At 53.4% G+C, this 14,219-nt stretch carries 14 protein-coding genes and 1 tRNA gene; 7 read left to right on the top strand and 8 right to left on the bottom strand.

The genetic code is table 11. From position 1 onward, the window contains the following. Positions 1-167 precede the first annotated feature (167 nt). A complete protein-coding gene (gene tes / locus VMS83_RS09080; RefSeq protein ID WP_325412016.1) occupies positions 168-1,631 on the top strand; it encodes a tetraether lipid synthase Tes in 1,464 nt (487 codons plus the stop codon). Positions 1,632-1,923: 292 nt separating this feature from the next. Here tes and VMS83_RS09085 read toward each other — a convergent pair whose 3' ends face one another. The 5 genes from VMS83_RS09085 to pyrC form a co-directional block, all read right to left on the bottom strand. Then, positions 1,924-2,859, bottom strand: a complete 936-nt coding sequence (locus tag VMS83_RS09085) for an ornithine cyclodeaminase family protein (RefSeq protein WP_325412018.1) — start codon at positions 2,857-2,859, stop codon at positions 1,924-1,926. Between the two features lie 161 nt (positions 2,860-3,020). Beyond that, positions 3,021-3,302 carry a UPF0058 family protein gene (locus tag VMS83_RS09090; RefSeq protein ID WP_325412020.1) on the bottom strand — a complete coding sequence of 94 codons (282 nt, stop codon included), beginning with the start codon at positions 3,300-3,302 and terminating at the stop codon, positions 3,021-3,023. A 63-nt stretch (positions 3,303-3,365) separates the two neighbouring features. Beyond that, entirely contained in the window at positions 3,366-4,601 is a 1,236-nt protein-coding gene (dnaG, locus tag VMS83_RS09095; protein WP_325412022.1) for a DNA primase DnaG, read from the bottom strand. Positions 4,602-4,771: 170 nt separating this feature from the next. After that, entirely contained in the window at positions 4,772-5,086 is a 315-nt protein-coding gene (locus VMS83_RS09100) for a DUF167 domain-containing protein (RefSeq protein WP_325412024.1), read from the bottom strand. A gap of 274 nt (positions 5,087-5,360) precedes the next feature. After that, positions 5,361-6,626, bottom strand: a complete 1,266-nt coding sequence (gene pyrC, locus VMS83_RS09105; protein WP_325412026.1) for a dihydroorotase — start codon at positions 6,624-6,626, stop codon at positions 5,361-5,363. A gap of 183 nt (positions 6,627-6,809) precedes the next feature. Between pyrC and VMS83_RS09110 the strand changes: the two genes are divergently transcribed. Both VMS83_RS09110 and VMS83_RS09115 read left to right on the top strand, forming a co-directional pair. Beyond that, a complete protein-coding gene (locus VMS83_RS09110) occupies positions 6,810-7,550 on the top strand; it encodes a hypothetical protein (protein WP_325412028.1) in 741 nt (246 codons plus the stop codon). 92 nt (positions 7,551-7,642) lie between these two features. Next, complete coding sequence (locus tag VMS83_RS09115) at positions 7,643-7,867, top strand: YwbE family protein (protein ID WP_325412030.1); 225 nt, start codon at positions 7,643-7,645, stop codon at positions 7,865-7,867. A gap of 37 nt (positions 7,868-7,904) precedes the next feature. On the opposite strand, the gene VMS83_RS09120 is transcribed toward VMS83_RS09115, so the two are convergent. The 3 genes from VMS83_RS09120 to VMS83_RS09130 all read right to left on the bottom strand — a co-directional run bounded on the left by VMS83_RS09120 (position 7,905) and on the right by VMS83_RS09130 (position 10,003). Then, a complete protein-coding gene (locus VMS83_RS09120) occupies positions 7,905-8,159 on the bottom strand; it encodes a hypothetical protein (protein WP_325412032.1) in 255 nt (84 codons plus the stop codon). Positions 8,160-9,023: 864 nt separating this feature from the next. Further along, complete coding sequence (locus tag VMS83_RS09125) at positions 9,024-9,758, bottom strand: hypothetical protein (protein ID WP_325412034.1); 735 nt, start codon at positions 9,756-9,758, stop codon at positions 9,024-9,026. A 162-nt stretch (positions 9,759-9,920) separates the two neighbouring features. Next, positions 9,921-10,003: transfer RNA gene (locus tag VMS83_RS09130), tRNA-Leu, on the bottom strand. Between the two features lie 197 nt (positions 10,004-10,200). Here VMS83_RS09130 and VMS83_RS09135 point away from each other — a divergent pair. From VMS83_RS09135 to gatB, 4 genes are read left to right on the top strand one after another with little or no spacing between them, the layout of a single operon-like run. Beyond that, positions 10,201-11,205, top strand: coding sequence for an asparagine synthase C-terminal domain-containing protein (locus VMS83_RS09135; protein ID WP_325412035.1), 1,005 nt, complete (start codon positions 10,201-10,203; stop codon positions 11,203-11,205). Further along, positions 11,195-11,464, top strand: a complete 270-nt coding sequence (gene gatC / locus VMS83_RS09140; protein WP_325412037.1) for an Asp-tRNA(Asn)/Glu-tRNA(Gln) amidotransferase subunit GatC — start codon at positions 11,195-11,197, stop codon at positions 11,462-11,464. The genes VMS83_RS09135 and gatC overlap by 11 nt, the downstream gene beginning before the upstream one ends. Continuing rightward, positions 11,464-12,768, top strand: a complete 1,305-nt coding sequence (gene gatA, locus VMS83_RS09145; RefSeq protein WP_325412038.1) for an Asp-tRNA(Asn)/Glu-tRNA(Gln) amidotransferase subunit GatA — start codon at positions 11,464-11,466, stop codon at positions 12,766-12,768. Before gatC ends, gatA begins: the two co-directional genes overlap by 1 nt. Further along, a complete protein-coding gene (gatB, locus tag VMS83_RS09150; protein WP_325412040.1) occupies positions 12,765-14,213 on the top strand; it encodes an Asp-tRNA(Asn)/Glu-tRNA(Gln) amidotransferase subunit GatB in 1,449 nt (482 codons plus the stop codon). Before gatA ends, gatB begins: the two co-directional genes overlap by 4 nt. The last annotated feature ends 6 nt before the right edge of the window (positions 14,214-14,219 follow it).

The raw sequence follows: 14,219 nt of genomic DNA on the forward strand, positions 1-14,219 counted from the left end.
GAACCATGATCCAGAATGCGGCGAGCAGTGTCGAGAGCAATGGTATTATGAATGACTCAGCACTAATAATGTAGCACTCCAATACCTCTAATAAAGAGCAGCGAAAAAGATTAAGGTTACTCAAAATGCCAAAGAGTGTCGTGTCCTTTGGTGCATCGGGTGGAAAAATGGCAATCAAAAAAACACGCAGCCTTTGTCCTGTCTGTGGATCGGTTCTCGAAGCAGAGATCGAAGAAGATGATGGAAAGATCTGGCTTGTGCGGACCTGTCCTGAGCATGGGAAATTCCGGCACCTTTACTGGTCCGACTCGGAAATGTACCACCGGTTTGCACATTATGATGCGATCGGTCGGGGTGTTGCCAATCCGCAGAACCCCGTAACCTCGGATACATGCCCGACCGCCTGTGGTCTCTGCAGCAACCATCATTCCGGTACGCTCCTTGCCAATATCGATCTGACCAACCGTTGCAATCTTGACTGCGACTTCTGTTTTGCCAACGCCCGTGCCTGCGGGTTTGTATATGAACCCACGTTCGATGAGATTGTGGGCATGATGCAGCTGCTCCGGAATGAGAAACCGGTACCTGCACCTGCGGTACAGTTCTCGGGAGGGGAACCGACAATGCGGGACGATCTGGTCCCCCTTGTCAAAAAGGCAAAAGAACTGGGGTTCCCCCAGGTTCAGATCGCAACCAATGGTGTAAAACTGGCAAACAATCCGGCACTTGCACAGCAGCTCAAGGATGCCGGACTCTCCACGGTCTACCTTCATTTCGACGGTGTTAAACCCGCAACCAACCCGTTTCTGAAGATCCACACGAAAGCGCTGGAGAACCTTAACAAGGCCGGTCTCGGCGTTGTGCTCGTCCCGACCATTATCAAAGGACGGAATGATAACGAGGTTGGCGATATCATCAGATTCGCTGCTGACCACATCTCGATTGTCCGGGGAGTAAACTTCCAGCCGGTATCCTTTACCGGGGCAAAAAATGATGAGGATATCGATAAGGAACGGATCACGATCCCCGAGCTCATTGACGATATCGAGGCACAGACGGATGGTATCCTGAAGAAGAACGATTTTTACCCTGTCCCCTGCGTTCTGCCCTTCTCCGACCTTGTTGAGGCCTACACCGGCCGGCCTCAGGTGCGCTTTACCGCCCATGAGCACTGTGGTGCGGCTACCTATGTCTTTGTGACAAAAGACGGTATGACCCCGGTCACCCGGATGGTTGACGTGGAGAGTCTCTTTGCCGCGATCGAGCTGATGGCAAACAAGCTCAAAAAGGGCGGGACCATCAACAAATACGCCACCCTCCTTGAAGGTGTAAAGGAGCTTCATACTTCATTTAAGAAGGGGGAAAAGGGGAGCACAGCAGAATTCTGGAAACTGATTGGCAAAACCCTGATTGGCCAGAACTTCGATGCGTTGCGGGAGTTCCACTGGAACGCCCTCTTCATCGGGACGATGCATTTCATGGACAAGTACAACTATGATATCGAACGCGTCCAGCGCTGCTGCATCCATTATGCAACCCCGGACGGGAAACTTATCCCCTTCTGTACCTATAACAGCGGCCCGGTGTACCGCGAGCAGGTCTGGAAGAAGCACGCTAAACAGCAGCAGTAAGAGTCAATTTTTTTGCATCTTTCTATTATATTATTCTCTTTTACGGCATTCTGGCAATGGGGCAGACTGCCGTAAGGTCGGTCCCCTTGTTTGGAGTTCACGTATTCCAACCCCGGAAATGATTAGCAGGTGTACCTCATGTCAGATGTACCCTTGATGTCGGCAATTCATGCCCGGAAATCCTGGCTGTTTACTACGGACATCCGGGCGGGAAGAGAGCGGAAGCCTGTCAGAATATGAACGCTCAAATGCCTGCAGGCGGACCCTGTACCTTTGGCAATTGTGTCGATTCTTACAGGAACGGCAATTCCATTCCGGGTGCCTGGCGCATAGCAAGCGATGCAATTGCAAGATCCTGAATCGCAAGACCCGTGGAATCGAATATCGTAATCTCGTCCGGGTTTTCACGCTTCTTTTTTCCGATCACTACCTCTCCTAAGGTACCTGCAATCATCCATGGCTGATAGTTCCCGGTACTGATCGGGACATTGATCTCCCCTGAGTGGAATGCCTGGGCAGGATCGTCCACAAAGACCCGGGCCCGGTGCAGGATCTCCGGGTCGAGCTCCTCCTTACCGGGAGCATCGGCTCCGATGGCGTTTATGTGTGTACCAGGGTGTATCCATTCGCTTTTGATCAGGGGGACCCGGGACGGGGTAGTGGTAACCAGGACATCGCAGTCGCAGGCCTGTTCAAGGGAGACGCTCTCCGCAGACAGGGGTGAAAGCCGCGCAGCAAACGCACTGGCATGAACGGAATTCCGGTTCCAGACCCGGATGCCGGTTAAAGAGATCTCCTGCGCGGTAGCTCTCACCTGTGCCTCGGCCTGTCGCCCGGTGCCAATGACCCCCAGCACGCACTCCTTTTTTGGTGCAAGGTATTTGGCGGCAATCGCCCCGGCCGCACCGGTCCGGAGATCCGTAAGCCGGGTTGCGTTCAGGATAGCTGCAGGCTTCCCGGTAGCGATGTCGAGGATGATCGTGAGCGCCATCACGGTGGGAAGGCCCATCTTTGGGTTATCTGGATGGACATTGACAATCTTTACCCCGGCAATCCCCAGTGTTGGAAGGAATCCGGGCATGGTACGAAAATCCCCTGCGGGAAGAGTAACGTAGATCTTGGGGGGCATCTGCACCAGCCCTTTTCCGTGATCGGCAAAGGCAGCTTCGACGACCCTGTTCACGGCGCCAAGGTCGAGATTTTTGTCCGGATCAGGAAAGTATCGCATACTTGTGTGATTCACCTGATCGGATTTAGCGTTATTCCCCGACTGGAACAACGACCGATCGCATCCGGGAGAGTAGAAGGCCCTGTCTGTACAGGGCACCGCCTCACCGTTCCGCCCCAATGTCCGAATTCGTCAGCCAGAAGAAAAGAGTGTTCAGTAACTCAGGCGTATTCCATTTCCTTGAGAGTTTTTTCTGCAAGGTCCTTCATACGTGCCGAGATCCTCGACGAGGAGGTATAGTCCACATCCTTCATCGCGTTTGCAATCTCGTTGCCCAGCACGAAGATGGCGTATTTGTGCTCGAGTTTGCTCTTGTGCATCTGTGACGGGGTAATTTTTAACGCGGTGTATTGGGAAAACTTCAGGTCCGGGTTGGTTTCTTCAAAATAGTCCTTGACCTCAAAGAGGATCTTGTGAAGACTGATCAGTTCTTCCTTGTGCAAATTACCACACCAAAGTGTTACATGGGGCGTAACTTGCATAAATAAATTTGTGCGGGCTCGTTTTTACGAGCTCATTTTCATCAACCTGATGTTTAACGGCCTTTTTATAATACCTTTGAAATCTTTCGCTGCTACGTATTCGAGTCCTTTCCAGACAAGCCGGTCGAGCAGTTTCTGATCCACCGTACGATCGATGACAACGCCGGCTGCAGGCTCGTCCAGCATATCCACGGCTTTCTCGATTTCCTCCGTTCGGATCTCCCGGATTACTGCCATATCCTCATTCAGGAACCGGGCCACGCTCTTGCCCCTTACATCTTCCATGTGATCCCGGATAGTCACCGGCACTTTTGGCGTGCTCTCCCGGGTCCGTTTCTGTCCGGTTCCGGCCCGACCTGCTGCGTCGCTCTCATCGGGAGCCGATAACTGGCGGGCCGGGCGGACGAGGTCCGCCGGCAGTTCGGCTGCGTCCTCAAAATACTGGTCGCGGACGTACTCGACCGGCACCTTGTTCCGGAGCGTCTTTATAACCTCCTTCTTGGTCATATCCTCGACACTCTTCCCTCGCGGGGAGAACGCAACGTAATCGATATCGGCTACCTGGAGCAGTTCGCGAAGGATCAGCTCACCACCCCGGTCACCATCGAAGAATGCGGTCGTGGTCTTCTTCTCGGTGAGTTCAACAATGGATTTGGGGATATTGGTTCCTTCAACAGCCACGGCATTCTTGATGCCGTACCGGAGCAGGTTAATCACGTCGGCCCGTCCTTCCACAATAATGATGGCATCCGATTCAAGGACATTGGGGCCTGCCGGCAGTTTTTCCTCTCCGATTGTCCCGATCTTTTCTACCCGCATCGTCTGGCGGACGTCGTCGAGCAGCTCATCACTGTCGATCGTCCCGTCATCGAAACGTTCTATTAAGATCTCCTTGGCACGCTCAACGATCTTTTTCCTCTTGCTGACACGAATATCCTCCACCATCTTTACCGAAACGTGCGCCACGCAGGGGCCCACGCGGTCGATGGTCTCAAGCGATGCAGCAAGGATGGCAGTTTCTGCCCTGTCAAGGGAAGTGGAGATCAGGATCTCTCCGGTGGTCTCCCCTTTCTTGCTTGCAATCTGGACGTCTATCCTGCCAACACGTCCTGTCCTCTGGAGATCCCGCAAATCCAGGTCTTCGCCGAGTAAACCTTCCGTCTGTCCGAAAATAGCTCCGACTACGTCAGGTTTCTCGACCACCCCCTCTGCGGTGAGGCTGATGTGAATAAGGTACTTGGTAGTATCCGGTGAATACACGTAAACGCACCCCCATGTATCATGCGATGAATGGATTGCCTGATCATAGGTATAAATTATATATATCGCGTGGAATTACTTAAAGTGTAGGTTAGAAGCCACTTTTTTCGCCATGCGCCGGGCGGGACTGTCCCTTTTTATGTCCCCCATTTTGCGAGAAATCAGATGGGTTATGTCCTCTCGGCTTCTGAAAAGAGAAGTTCGGAGATCCGGGCTTTTGTGACACCGGCGATCCTCACCTCTTTCTGCGACGAGGTGAGCCCAGCAACGATAGAGACCGAAGCGGTTGGTACAGAAGCGGTCGTGCTGATCAACCCGATCACCGCTTTGTTTGCTTTCCCGTCAACGGCAGGGGCCGTGACGCGGCAACCGATGGCCTTCCGCCATTCATTAAATCCTGCAGGAAAGAGACTGGATTTTGCGCTGGCAGTGACCTCGATACTCAGGAGAACGCCATCGCGATCCTCGAGCACTGCATCATCCATTGCGGACATTCTGCCTCGGTAAGAAGGAAGTGTCGCCCGGCTTAAACACACGTGGATCATCAGTGGCTGCTGCCGTTCTTCACCGGTGTATAAAACCCTCGGCCGGGCGATGCCTGTCGCACACCCGGGTTGTCCCGTGGATCATATCCAGGCACTTGCCAATCGATCACCCGGGGACCTATGGGTGTGCATATATCGGCACCTTTTCACATCTGTTGTCCGGAGTCTTTAGCATTTCGTGCAGGATTTCTCTCGTCCGCGGTCCTAGGTGTGTCTAGTGTGGGTGGAGGGACAGCCCTTTCCCGGGGTACCACACCGGAGTTGAGCGGAAAAATTCCCCGTCATGATATGCCATAGAACCTCCAAGGATCACGGTCCGGGGGAAGATGGCATGGAACCCCTCAAATGGTGACCAGCCACATCTGCTGTGCAGGAGATCCGGGTTCACCCTGGTTACAGACCTGGGATAAAGGGCAAAATCTGCACGGCTGCCGGGGGCAAAACCGGATGGCGGAATACCGATAAGCGCGGCAGGCGCAGAGGAAGTCTTTTGGATCACATCAGAAAGGGAGATTTGCTTCTCCAGCACCTTTGCCATGAGCAGGGGTACCATGGTCTCCACACCTGGTATACCTGAGGGTGCATCCGGGAAGGGAAGTGTCTTTTCCTCGTTTGTATGGGGGGCATGGTCGGATGCGATGACATCAATGCGGTTCCACCGCTCCCAGAGACCGGTTCGCTCGCGCTCACTCCTGACCGGGGGATTTACCTTGAACCGGCAATCGGCGTCACCGGTCATCTCCCGGGAGAGGAAGAGGTGGTGGGGCGTCACCTCCACAGATCCCTGTGCAGCATCTACAGACTCCGCTGCACTCAGGTGACAAAAGTGAAGCCGGCAGCCTTTCCGGTTCGCTGACTGAACAGCGATCACTGCCTCCTGTTCCCGTTCGGGTGAGCGCAAGGTATCATGGGCAGCGAGGCCGGTATCCTTGCCTGATCCGATTCCTTCGGCATGAACGGTGGCTAACCCCCCCAGCGCCTGGATACGCTCGAGCGCGTGGGAGAATTCTGCCTTACCCAGTGCCTCGCCATAACTGGAGGGGGCAAAGAAGATCTCCCCAAAGGCCATGGTTCCGGCCTCCCACATTGCCTCGATAGGGGTACCAGGAGTGACTCCACTGTTAATTGCAAAACTGCAGGAGGAATGTTCCCGGGCCTCCTTCACTCTTGCGGCAAATGTCTCCGGTGTAGTGAGGGGAGGGATCGTGTTGGGCTGGTCGACAACGACTGTAACTCCCCCGGCAATAGCACTTTTGCTTCCCGACTCCCAATCCTCTTTTGCCGACTGGATTCCTCCCCTCATGTGGACATGCATATCCACCGCTGCCGGGAGGATAAAAAAGCCTGTGCAGTCAATTCTTCTTTCCGCTGCTGTGCTGGCACCAGCATGGATGACGCGGCCGTCATGGATTGTTATATCCGCCCTGCGCCCTTCAGGGAGCTGGACATTGGCAAGGATAAGGTCGGGGCGGCGCTCCATGAAGTATGATCGGCTCCGGATCATATAGTCGTACCGTTTTGCAGGGCCAAAGCGTTCCCGCTCAAAGGGAAATACAATGCTTTTTTTAGCTGTCTCCCGGAATAGAGATCTGGTGGCCGGAGAGCATGAGGAGACCCGGAAACGGGTCTCATGTCTTCTTTCCGTTACCAAGGGGGGGCTCCTATGGATAAGATCATCAAGATTGCGCTTGGGCTCTTTATTGTAATCCTGGTTCTGTTCGTGGCCATTGCTACGTATACTACGTCCGTCGATACAATGTACCGGAATTCACTGACGAGTAATTATCAGTACATCTGCACGATCTCGACGAATGATGTATTGTCGAATGTCACCCTATTCTTACCTGTTCCCGCAGACAGTCATGGGGATTCTCCGGTGGTCGCGCAGATCAGCAGCCATGAGATCTCCGGGGCCCCCGCAGACTGGAACCTGACACTCTATGGTACCGGCAAGGCGACACTTTTGCAGGTATCAGCCCCGATGATCGGACAGCGTCCGGCAAACGGGGTAGCGCAGCCCACTACAATCACCCTGATCGTGAACGCCTCGTCATCCTCTGTTATCGATACCTCTGCACCGGTTGAAAATGCGGCAGTATTCCGGCCGGTCCAGAACCTCCACACGGCTGCCTGTCCTTCGATGAATGCAACATCGGCAAGCACTCCCGTATGTTATCAGTACCTGACGAGCATGTATGCGGATTATACCGCAAACCCCGCGGCATCACTGTCGGTCAGCGCGAGTGTTACCGGCATAAATTCCTGGAATATCTTCTCTCCGGCGTCAAATATGTACCAGAACAATATCAGCGTACTGACACTGCACGGGAGTAATCACGGGTGGGTGACTTCCCTGGGGTGGATTGAATCCGGCATCGGGTCGTACAATGTCCCTTCGTTATAATCCTTTTTTAGCCTCTGAACTCGTTTCCTTTATGAAATGGCCTGACCCTTCCTGTGATGGTGATTCTCATAGAAAACCGACCTGACCGTAAGATGAATGGAACGCGCCGTGACACGATACGCCCCGGCTGCACTGTTGATATTATTCTCAAGCAGGACCAGCAGAGCGGGAAAGTGAGCCGGGGCATTGTCCAGGATATCCTGACCAATTCCCCGGTTCACCCGCATGGCATCAAGGTCAGGCTCAAAGACGGCCGTATCGGACGAGTGGCCCGTATTATCGGGACTGATGGTACTGGTACTGATCAAAGAGAATGATTCAGGGCAGGTTTTTCGCTAAAAACGAGATTTCTTTTTATTTCCAGTCCCTGGTGACGATGATATCTCCCTCTTCCTTCCTGCGCTGGATTGCCTGTTTTATGGTGGTAAGCATCTCCGGAGTGATTAACTGCCCGCTCATAACGTACAGGGACCGCTTCTTTGTTTCCTCATCCGTCTCATAGGTCACAATAAAATCCTCATGGTTGGCAAGTGCGGCAAGCAGCATCTCCGGCAGGGTATCAACCAGGGTTTTTTTCGTTCGTACCCGGTGCTTTTTGATTAAGGTCATGCCGGTGTATTATCCCTGTGAGCCAATAAGGTCTCTCCTGCTTTCCATCCATGCAGGGAGGTCCGGAGGTGAAACACGCGGGAGAACCCTGCTCCCTGGGGCAGACAGTGTCATTATTTCCGGAATCCTCTGCCTGGGGTCCGCACATTTTTTGAAATTCTCCGCAGCTGAGTGAGAGATTTTTCGGAATCCTCAGCAGCCGAGTGAGAGATTTTTCGGAATCCTCAGCAGCCGAGTGAGAGAATTTCCGGCATTCGCAGATCACAACCGGAACATTTTTGTAAAATCTATCACTCATGACCCGGACTTTTCCGGACATCCCTTCGGCCAGACCGGAGGATCCGGGTTGTACATGGAAACATTGCGGGGATATCGTGGGGGCTGTCGCCCCCACACCCCCACTGGCCAGAAAAGCCGCCGCCCCCGGCAGGAAGCCCCCGCGGCGGCATTGAAATAGGATCAACCGCATTCGCCCAGCGAGGGCCCGATGAGGCGCCCGAGCGACTCCGAGCAGAGCGAGGAGGGGGGAGGAATCGTGACGGGAGTTTTTGAGTGCTTAAAAAATTAGCGATGCCCTACGCGCAAAACGCCTCGTCGGGTTTTGCGCTACGCACTTACCTTGATTAGATTAGCCCTGATTATGCGATCAGTCGTCAGGATGCGGTTAATGTCCGAAAGAAGATATTGAGCATCCCTAACACCGAATGGAAGAAACGAGGAATCTTATAAGGCACAATGCATTATATGAAAAAAAATGCCAAGAGAGATCAGCCATTTATTCTCAATAACCATGTGAGAGAAAGGGTAGAACTATGGGATCAATCCATTAATAAATGTGGATTCGCAAAGTGATTTGGTGGTCGATCAACTCATTCCTAATTGAATTTTCTTGACCTCGGCCATTTTACTTTTAAGACCAATTTCCGAATAGAAAAATTCAGTAAAGTCAATTGATATATTTACGGCCCATTCTGCACAACCGGCTCCGAGACATTTAAATGGAAAAAATGAATTTCCAACGTTATTCATAAAGATATTTTCTTTAAATCGTCCTTGAAGTTGGTTAAGACCATATGGATCTCCCATTTCAAACTGAAATTCAGAATGATAGTGAGTTAATGCATTACGAAGTTGTATCAGGTCAATAAAATTTTGACACAAATCTGATTTCTTATATATCCCTTTGCCATTTATTATACTATACGCCGTTAGATATTTGCAAAATATTTTTAAATGTTTCGGGCCCTTCCTTCGGCATTTAAAGTCTTTTTCATAATGTTTATTTAGCAATTTAATTTCTTCTTCACCTATCGATTTAATTTCTTCTGCATTGTAGTTGCAATCATTAAAAAATTCATTTATTAGTGATTCTAGATATGCAACAGAAGAGATAATTGCGCCCCAAGAATAAGCCTGATCTTCTTGATATAATGGGGCATTCTCTTCCCATTTACTACCTTCACTATATTGGCTCTCAATTTCATTACTTTTTTTAGCACAAATTAATGCACATTGAATATGTCGATTGGAGAGTATTGTTCTTATCCCAATTGACACGGAACCGGTCAGTTTTACATTACCTGTACCTTTCAATTCCATTACAAAATCCAACTTGAATATGGTTGGATATAACAATTAATTTTTATCCTTGGTTATAGTGCCCGTGCAAGCCCATGCCTCACTTTCAGAACAGTGATATCAGAATAGATGCCGCATGTGATGGGTTGCAAAATGCGAGATATCTATAACCCACAAGAAAAGTGCGAGGGATGGGAGTCGAACCCATGAATCCCTGCGGAACTGGATCTTAAGTCCAGCCGAGTTGGCCACTTTCGTACCCTCGCGCCCTATAGTATTTCGCCTGTATCATAAAAGAATCATGGCTCCGGAGAACAAAAATAAAAAGACAACCGATTGGAACATACCCGGGCGTCGGCCGGCAGCCACGGAAACGGCGCCAGTATTACCGGGTCGACCCGGTTCCTGCACAATCTCCACGCATTATATCCCTTGTCATTACCATACTGTATCCAGCAAGTGCATGACCTCCTTTGTATATACCGGCTGGGTCGAGCAGGATGGGGTCAGGCTCTCCCCCGCTGAGGTTGAGAAGATCGTACTGACTGAACCCGACCGAATCAGGATGTTTGGTGGTGAGTTCTCCCTCTCGTGGGGAGCATGCCAGGCACGCGATCATTTTGGTATTCTCCCCGGACCGGGCCCCAAGGGCACGCTCTTCTGCGAAGGGAAAGTACGGTGCCTGATCGAACCGGATCCTGCCCCGTGTACCCTTGAGGATGCGATCGTGACAGCAGTCAGGCTCCGCAGCGACGAAGGTATCATGGCACTTTCGGGCGGGGTGGATTCGAGTCTTGTGGCAGCGCTCGCGCAACGGGAGTGCGTGGCTGTCGGTCTTGCCGGTTCTCACGATCTCACCCGGGCCAGGCATGCCGCCAGGCTTCTTGGCCTGTCCTGTACCGAAGTCGAGATCACTCCGGCCGAGATCGAATCTGTTCTTCCTGCGGTAATCGCTGCAATCCCGAAAAAAGATCCGGTAAATACCAGTATTGCCGTTACGATGTATTTTGTTACCCGGTGGGCGGGTGCTCACGGGTACCGGCGCATCCTTGCCGGGCAGGGGGCAGATGAGCTCTTCGGCGGGTATGCCCGGTATCTCTCCTCTCCGAACCTGGAAGACGATCTTGCGCGGGATATTGCGGGACTTGAGTTTCAAGCCGCACGTGATCAGGCTGTTGCCGCTCTTTCCGGTACCTACCTTTCCATGCCCTACCTGGATATCCGGGTTGTGCGCGCTGCAGGTAAAATCCCCGCCCGCGAGAAGGTACGTAATGGTCAACGCAAAATCCCGCTCCGGGAAGTCGCAGCGCACTATATCCCGCAGGAACTGGCCGGATATGAGAAGAAGGCCATGCAGTACGGGAGCGGGGTTTGGGGAGAACTAAAGAAGCTTGCCCGTAAAAATGGTTATAAAACGTCCGTGCAAGATTACATAGACCACATCGGACGGGTGGAACATGGTCACTGAAAAAGACGTGGAACATATCGGAGAACTTGCCGATATCGGCATTGACACCGCAGAACTCGCCACTTTTACCGGCCAGTTCAATGCCATTGTGGAATATTTTGACGTGCTCGACCGGGTCCAGGGTGATGCAGTGGTCACCCGGGATCTTTATAATATCCTCAGGGAGGACAAAGTTGAGCCCTCCCTTCCACAGGAAGAGGCATTAAAGAATGCCGGGGCACAGGAAGACGGTTTTATCAAGGCCCCACGGGTGATGTAGTGGCAGAGAATACGATCCGTTTTGAACCAGATGACCGGTATAATGCGTTCCTGACTGTTTGCCCACAGCCTGAGTATGCCGGGGGCAAACTCTCCGGGATCGCAGTTGCGGTCAAGGACAATATCTCCACCCGGGGTATCGAGACTACCTGTGCATCCAAGATCCTCAAAGGATATGTCCCTCCTTACGATGCGCATGCGGTGACCCTTATCAGGAACGCAGGCGCAGCAATCGCCGGCAAGACAAATATGGACGAGTTCGGGATGGGTACGAGTACCGAAAACTCGGCATTCGGCCCCACGCTTAATCCCTGCGATACCAAAAGAGTGCCCGGTGGATCCTCGGGAGGGAGTGCGGCAGCCGTTGCGGCGGGGATGGTCCGGATGGCGCTTGGTACCGACACCGGGGGATCGATTCGTTGCCCGGCGGCATTCTGCGGGATTGTCGGGCTTAAGCCAACGTACGGCCGTGTCTCCCGGTATGGCCTGATCGCGTACGCAAACTCCCTGGAAACCATCGGACCGATGGCAACAAATGTCGCGGATGTCTCGCTCCTGATGTCCATTATTGCAGGTCATGACCGGCGGGATTCCACGTCCTACGACCGACCGTATCACCACACCCCGTCCGCTGAGATAAAAGGCCTGCGGATCGGTATCCCCAAAGAGTATTTCGGGGCGGGTGTGGATCCGGAGATTGCCGCCACCGTCCGGCGCGCGATAGGGCGACTCGAAGAGCTTGGCGCCACCACAGTTCCCTGCAGCATTCCCTCGATGGAGTACGCACTCGCCGCTTACTATGTAATCTGCACGAGCGAGGCCAGTTCCAATCTCGCCCGGTTCGATGGCGTACGGTACGGCCCGGCCGCCGATACCAAAAAATCGTGGCATGCGGCGTACCAGGACGTGCGAAAGCAGGGGTTCGGCCCCGAGGTCCGGCGCCGGATCATGCTCGGCACCTTTGCCCTTTCCTCGGGATATTACGGGAAGTATTATGCAAAGGCGCAGGTGGCACGCGAGAATGTCCGGAAGGACTTTGCCCGGCTCTTTACTAATGTGGACGTGCTCTGCGGTCCCACGATGCCCACCATCGCCTTTAAACTGGGCGAAAAGAGCGACCCGCTCTCCATGTATCTCTCCGATATCCTCACGGTGCCCGTAAACCTTGCCGGGATACCGGCGATTTCGGTACCCTGCGGGAAAGTCCAGGGGATGCCGGTCGGCTTCCAGATCATGGGCAGACAATTCGAGGACGAGCGCGTGGTGGACGTTGCCTATGCGTACGAGCAGGCGGTGAAGGCATGATCGATGCAGATGTGATCGTAGGCCTTGAGGTCCACTGCCAGCTCAATACAAAGAGCAAGCTTTTCTGCGGCTGTTCCACCGATTACCGGGACGACGGCCCCAACACCCACGTCTGCCCGATCTGCCTCGGCCTCCCCGGCACGATGCCGGCCCTGAACAAGCGCGCCATAGAATATGCAATGAAAGTGGCAAAGGCGCTCAACTGCACGGTTATCCACGAATCCGAGTTCTCACGGAAGAATTACTTCTACCCTGACCTCGATAAGGCCTACCAGATCACGCAGTACGACAAGCCTCTCGCACAGGGTGGCTACATCGAGATCGAAGGGGATGACGGGAAGGAGCGCAAGATCCAGCTCACCCGCATCCACGTTGAGGAGGACCCGGGCCGGCTTGTCCATATGGGGAACGCCGAGCGTGGCCGGTACTCCCTCGTTGACTACAACCGCGCCGGTATTCCGCTTATTGAGATTGTCTCCGAGCCGGACATGGGCTCACCCAAAGAAGCGCGTAAATTCCTCAACAAGCTCCGAGCCACGCTCGAATACCTTGGTGTCTTTGATTCGGAAAAAGAGGGATCGCTGCGTGTTGATGCAAACATCTCGCTCCGGGGCAGTGAACGCGTGGAGATCAAGAATATCACATCCTATAAAGGGGTTGAAAAGGCGCTCACCTTCGAAGTTACCCGACAGAAAAACATGATCCGGCGCGGCCTTCCCGTTGAACGCGAGACCCGGCACTATCTCGAGGCCCGGGGGATCACCCAGTCTGCCCGTTCAAAGGAGATGGAGCATGATTACCGGTACTTCCCCGAGCCGGATCTCCGCCCCCTTCGTGTCCAGTCCTGGGTAAAGGATATCGTGCTCCCCGAACTTCCCGATGTGCGGCGCGAGAGGTTCGTTACCCAGTACGGGTGTTCACTCAACCATGCCCGGACCCTGACCGGCGAATTGAAGATGGCTAACTTTTTCGAGGCAGTAGTTGCCGGGGATCGGGCGGACCTCTGCGGCTTCGCAGATACTTGGATTGCCGATACGCTTACCGGGGAGCTCAATTACCGGGATATGGGAATAGAGAGCGTGGATCCGCACCGATTCGGCAGCCTGCTTGCCCTTCTCAAAATCGGGACTATAACAGATAAAAGCGGCATTGAGGTCCTCCGGGTCATGCTCGATGAGCAGCTGAAGGGCGAGACTGTGGAGACTCCGGAGGCGATTGTTGCGCGGCTCCACCTTGCAAAGACTACCGGCGATGACGGGGCTCTGGTTGCGGCGGTCAAAGAAGTGATCACAGAAAACCCAAAGGCTATCGATGACTATAAAGCCGGAAAGAACGGGGCGTTGAATTTCCTCGTCGGGCAGGTCATGAAAAAGACGAGAGGTCGCGCCGATCCGGGCGAGCTGAACCGGATGATGGTTGCGGCACTCAGGGACGCGGAGCAGTGATCCGAC

Origin of the sequence: Methanoregula sp., from assembly GCF_035543475.1 — an archaeon.
Taxonomy (GTDB): Archaea; Halobacteriota; Methanomicrobia; order Methanomicrobiales; family Methanospirillaceae; genus Methanoregula.

Coding starts and splice junctions, on each gene's coding strand:
- VMS83_RS09120 (WP_325412032.1), bottom strand. CDS start 8,159: ATGACCTTAATCAAAAAGCACCGGGTACGAACGAAAAAAACCCTGGTT.
- gatB (WP_325412040.1), top strand. CDS start 12,765: ATGATCGATGCAGATGTGATCGTAGGCCTTGAGGTCCACTGCCAGCTC.
- VMS83_RS09115 (WP_325412030.1), top strand. CDS start 7,643: ATGAATGGAACGCGCCGTGACACGATACGCCCCGGCTGCACTGTTGAT.
- VMS83_RS09100 (WP_325412024.1), bottom strand. CDS start 5,086: ATGGATGATGCAGTGCTCGAGGATCGCGATGGCGTTCTCCTGAGTATC.
- tes (WP_325412016.1), top strand. CDS start 168: ATGGCAATCAAAAAAACACGCAGCCTTTGTCCTGTCTGTGGATCGGTT.
- VMS83_RS09085 (WP_325412018.1), bottom strand. CDS start 2,859: ATGCGATACTTTCCTGATCCGGACAAAAATCTCGACCTTGGCGCCGTG.
- VMS83_RS09110 (WP_325412028.1), top strand. CDS start 6,810: ATGGATAAGATCATCAAGATTGCGCTTGGGCTCTTTATTGTAATCCTG.
- pyrC (WP_325412026.1), bottom strand. CDS start 6,626: ATGGAGCGCCGCCCCGACCTTATCCTTGCCAATGTCCAGCTCCCTGAA.
- VMS83_RS09135 (WP_325412035.1), top strand. CDS start 10,201: ATGACCTCCTTTGTATATACCGGCTGGGTCGAGCAGGATGGGGTCAGG.
- VMS83_RS09125 (WP_325412034.1), bottom strand. CDS start 9,758: ATGGAATTGAAAGGTACAGGTAATGTAAAACTGACCGGTTCCGTGTCA.
- gatC (WP_325412037.1), top strand. CDS start 11,195: ATGGTCACTGAAAAAGACGTGGAACATATCGGAGAACTTGCCGATATC.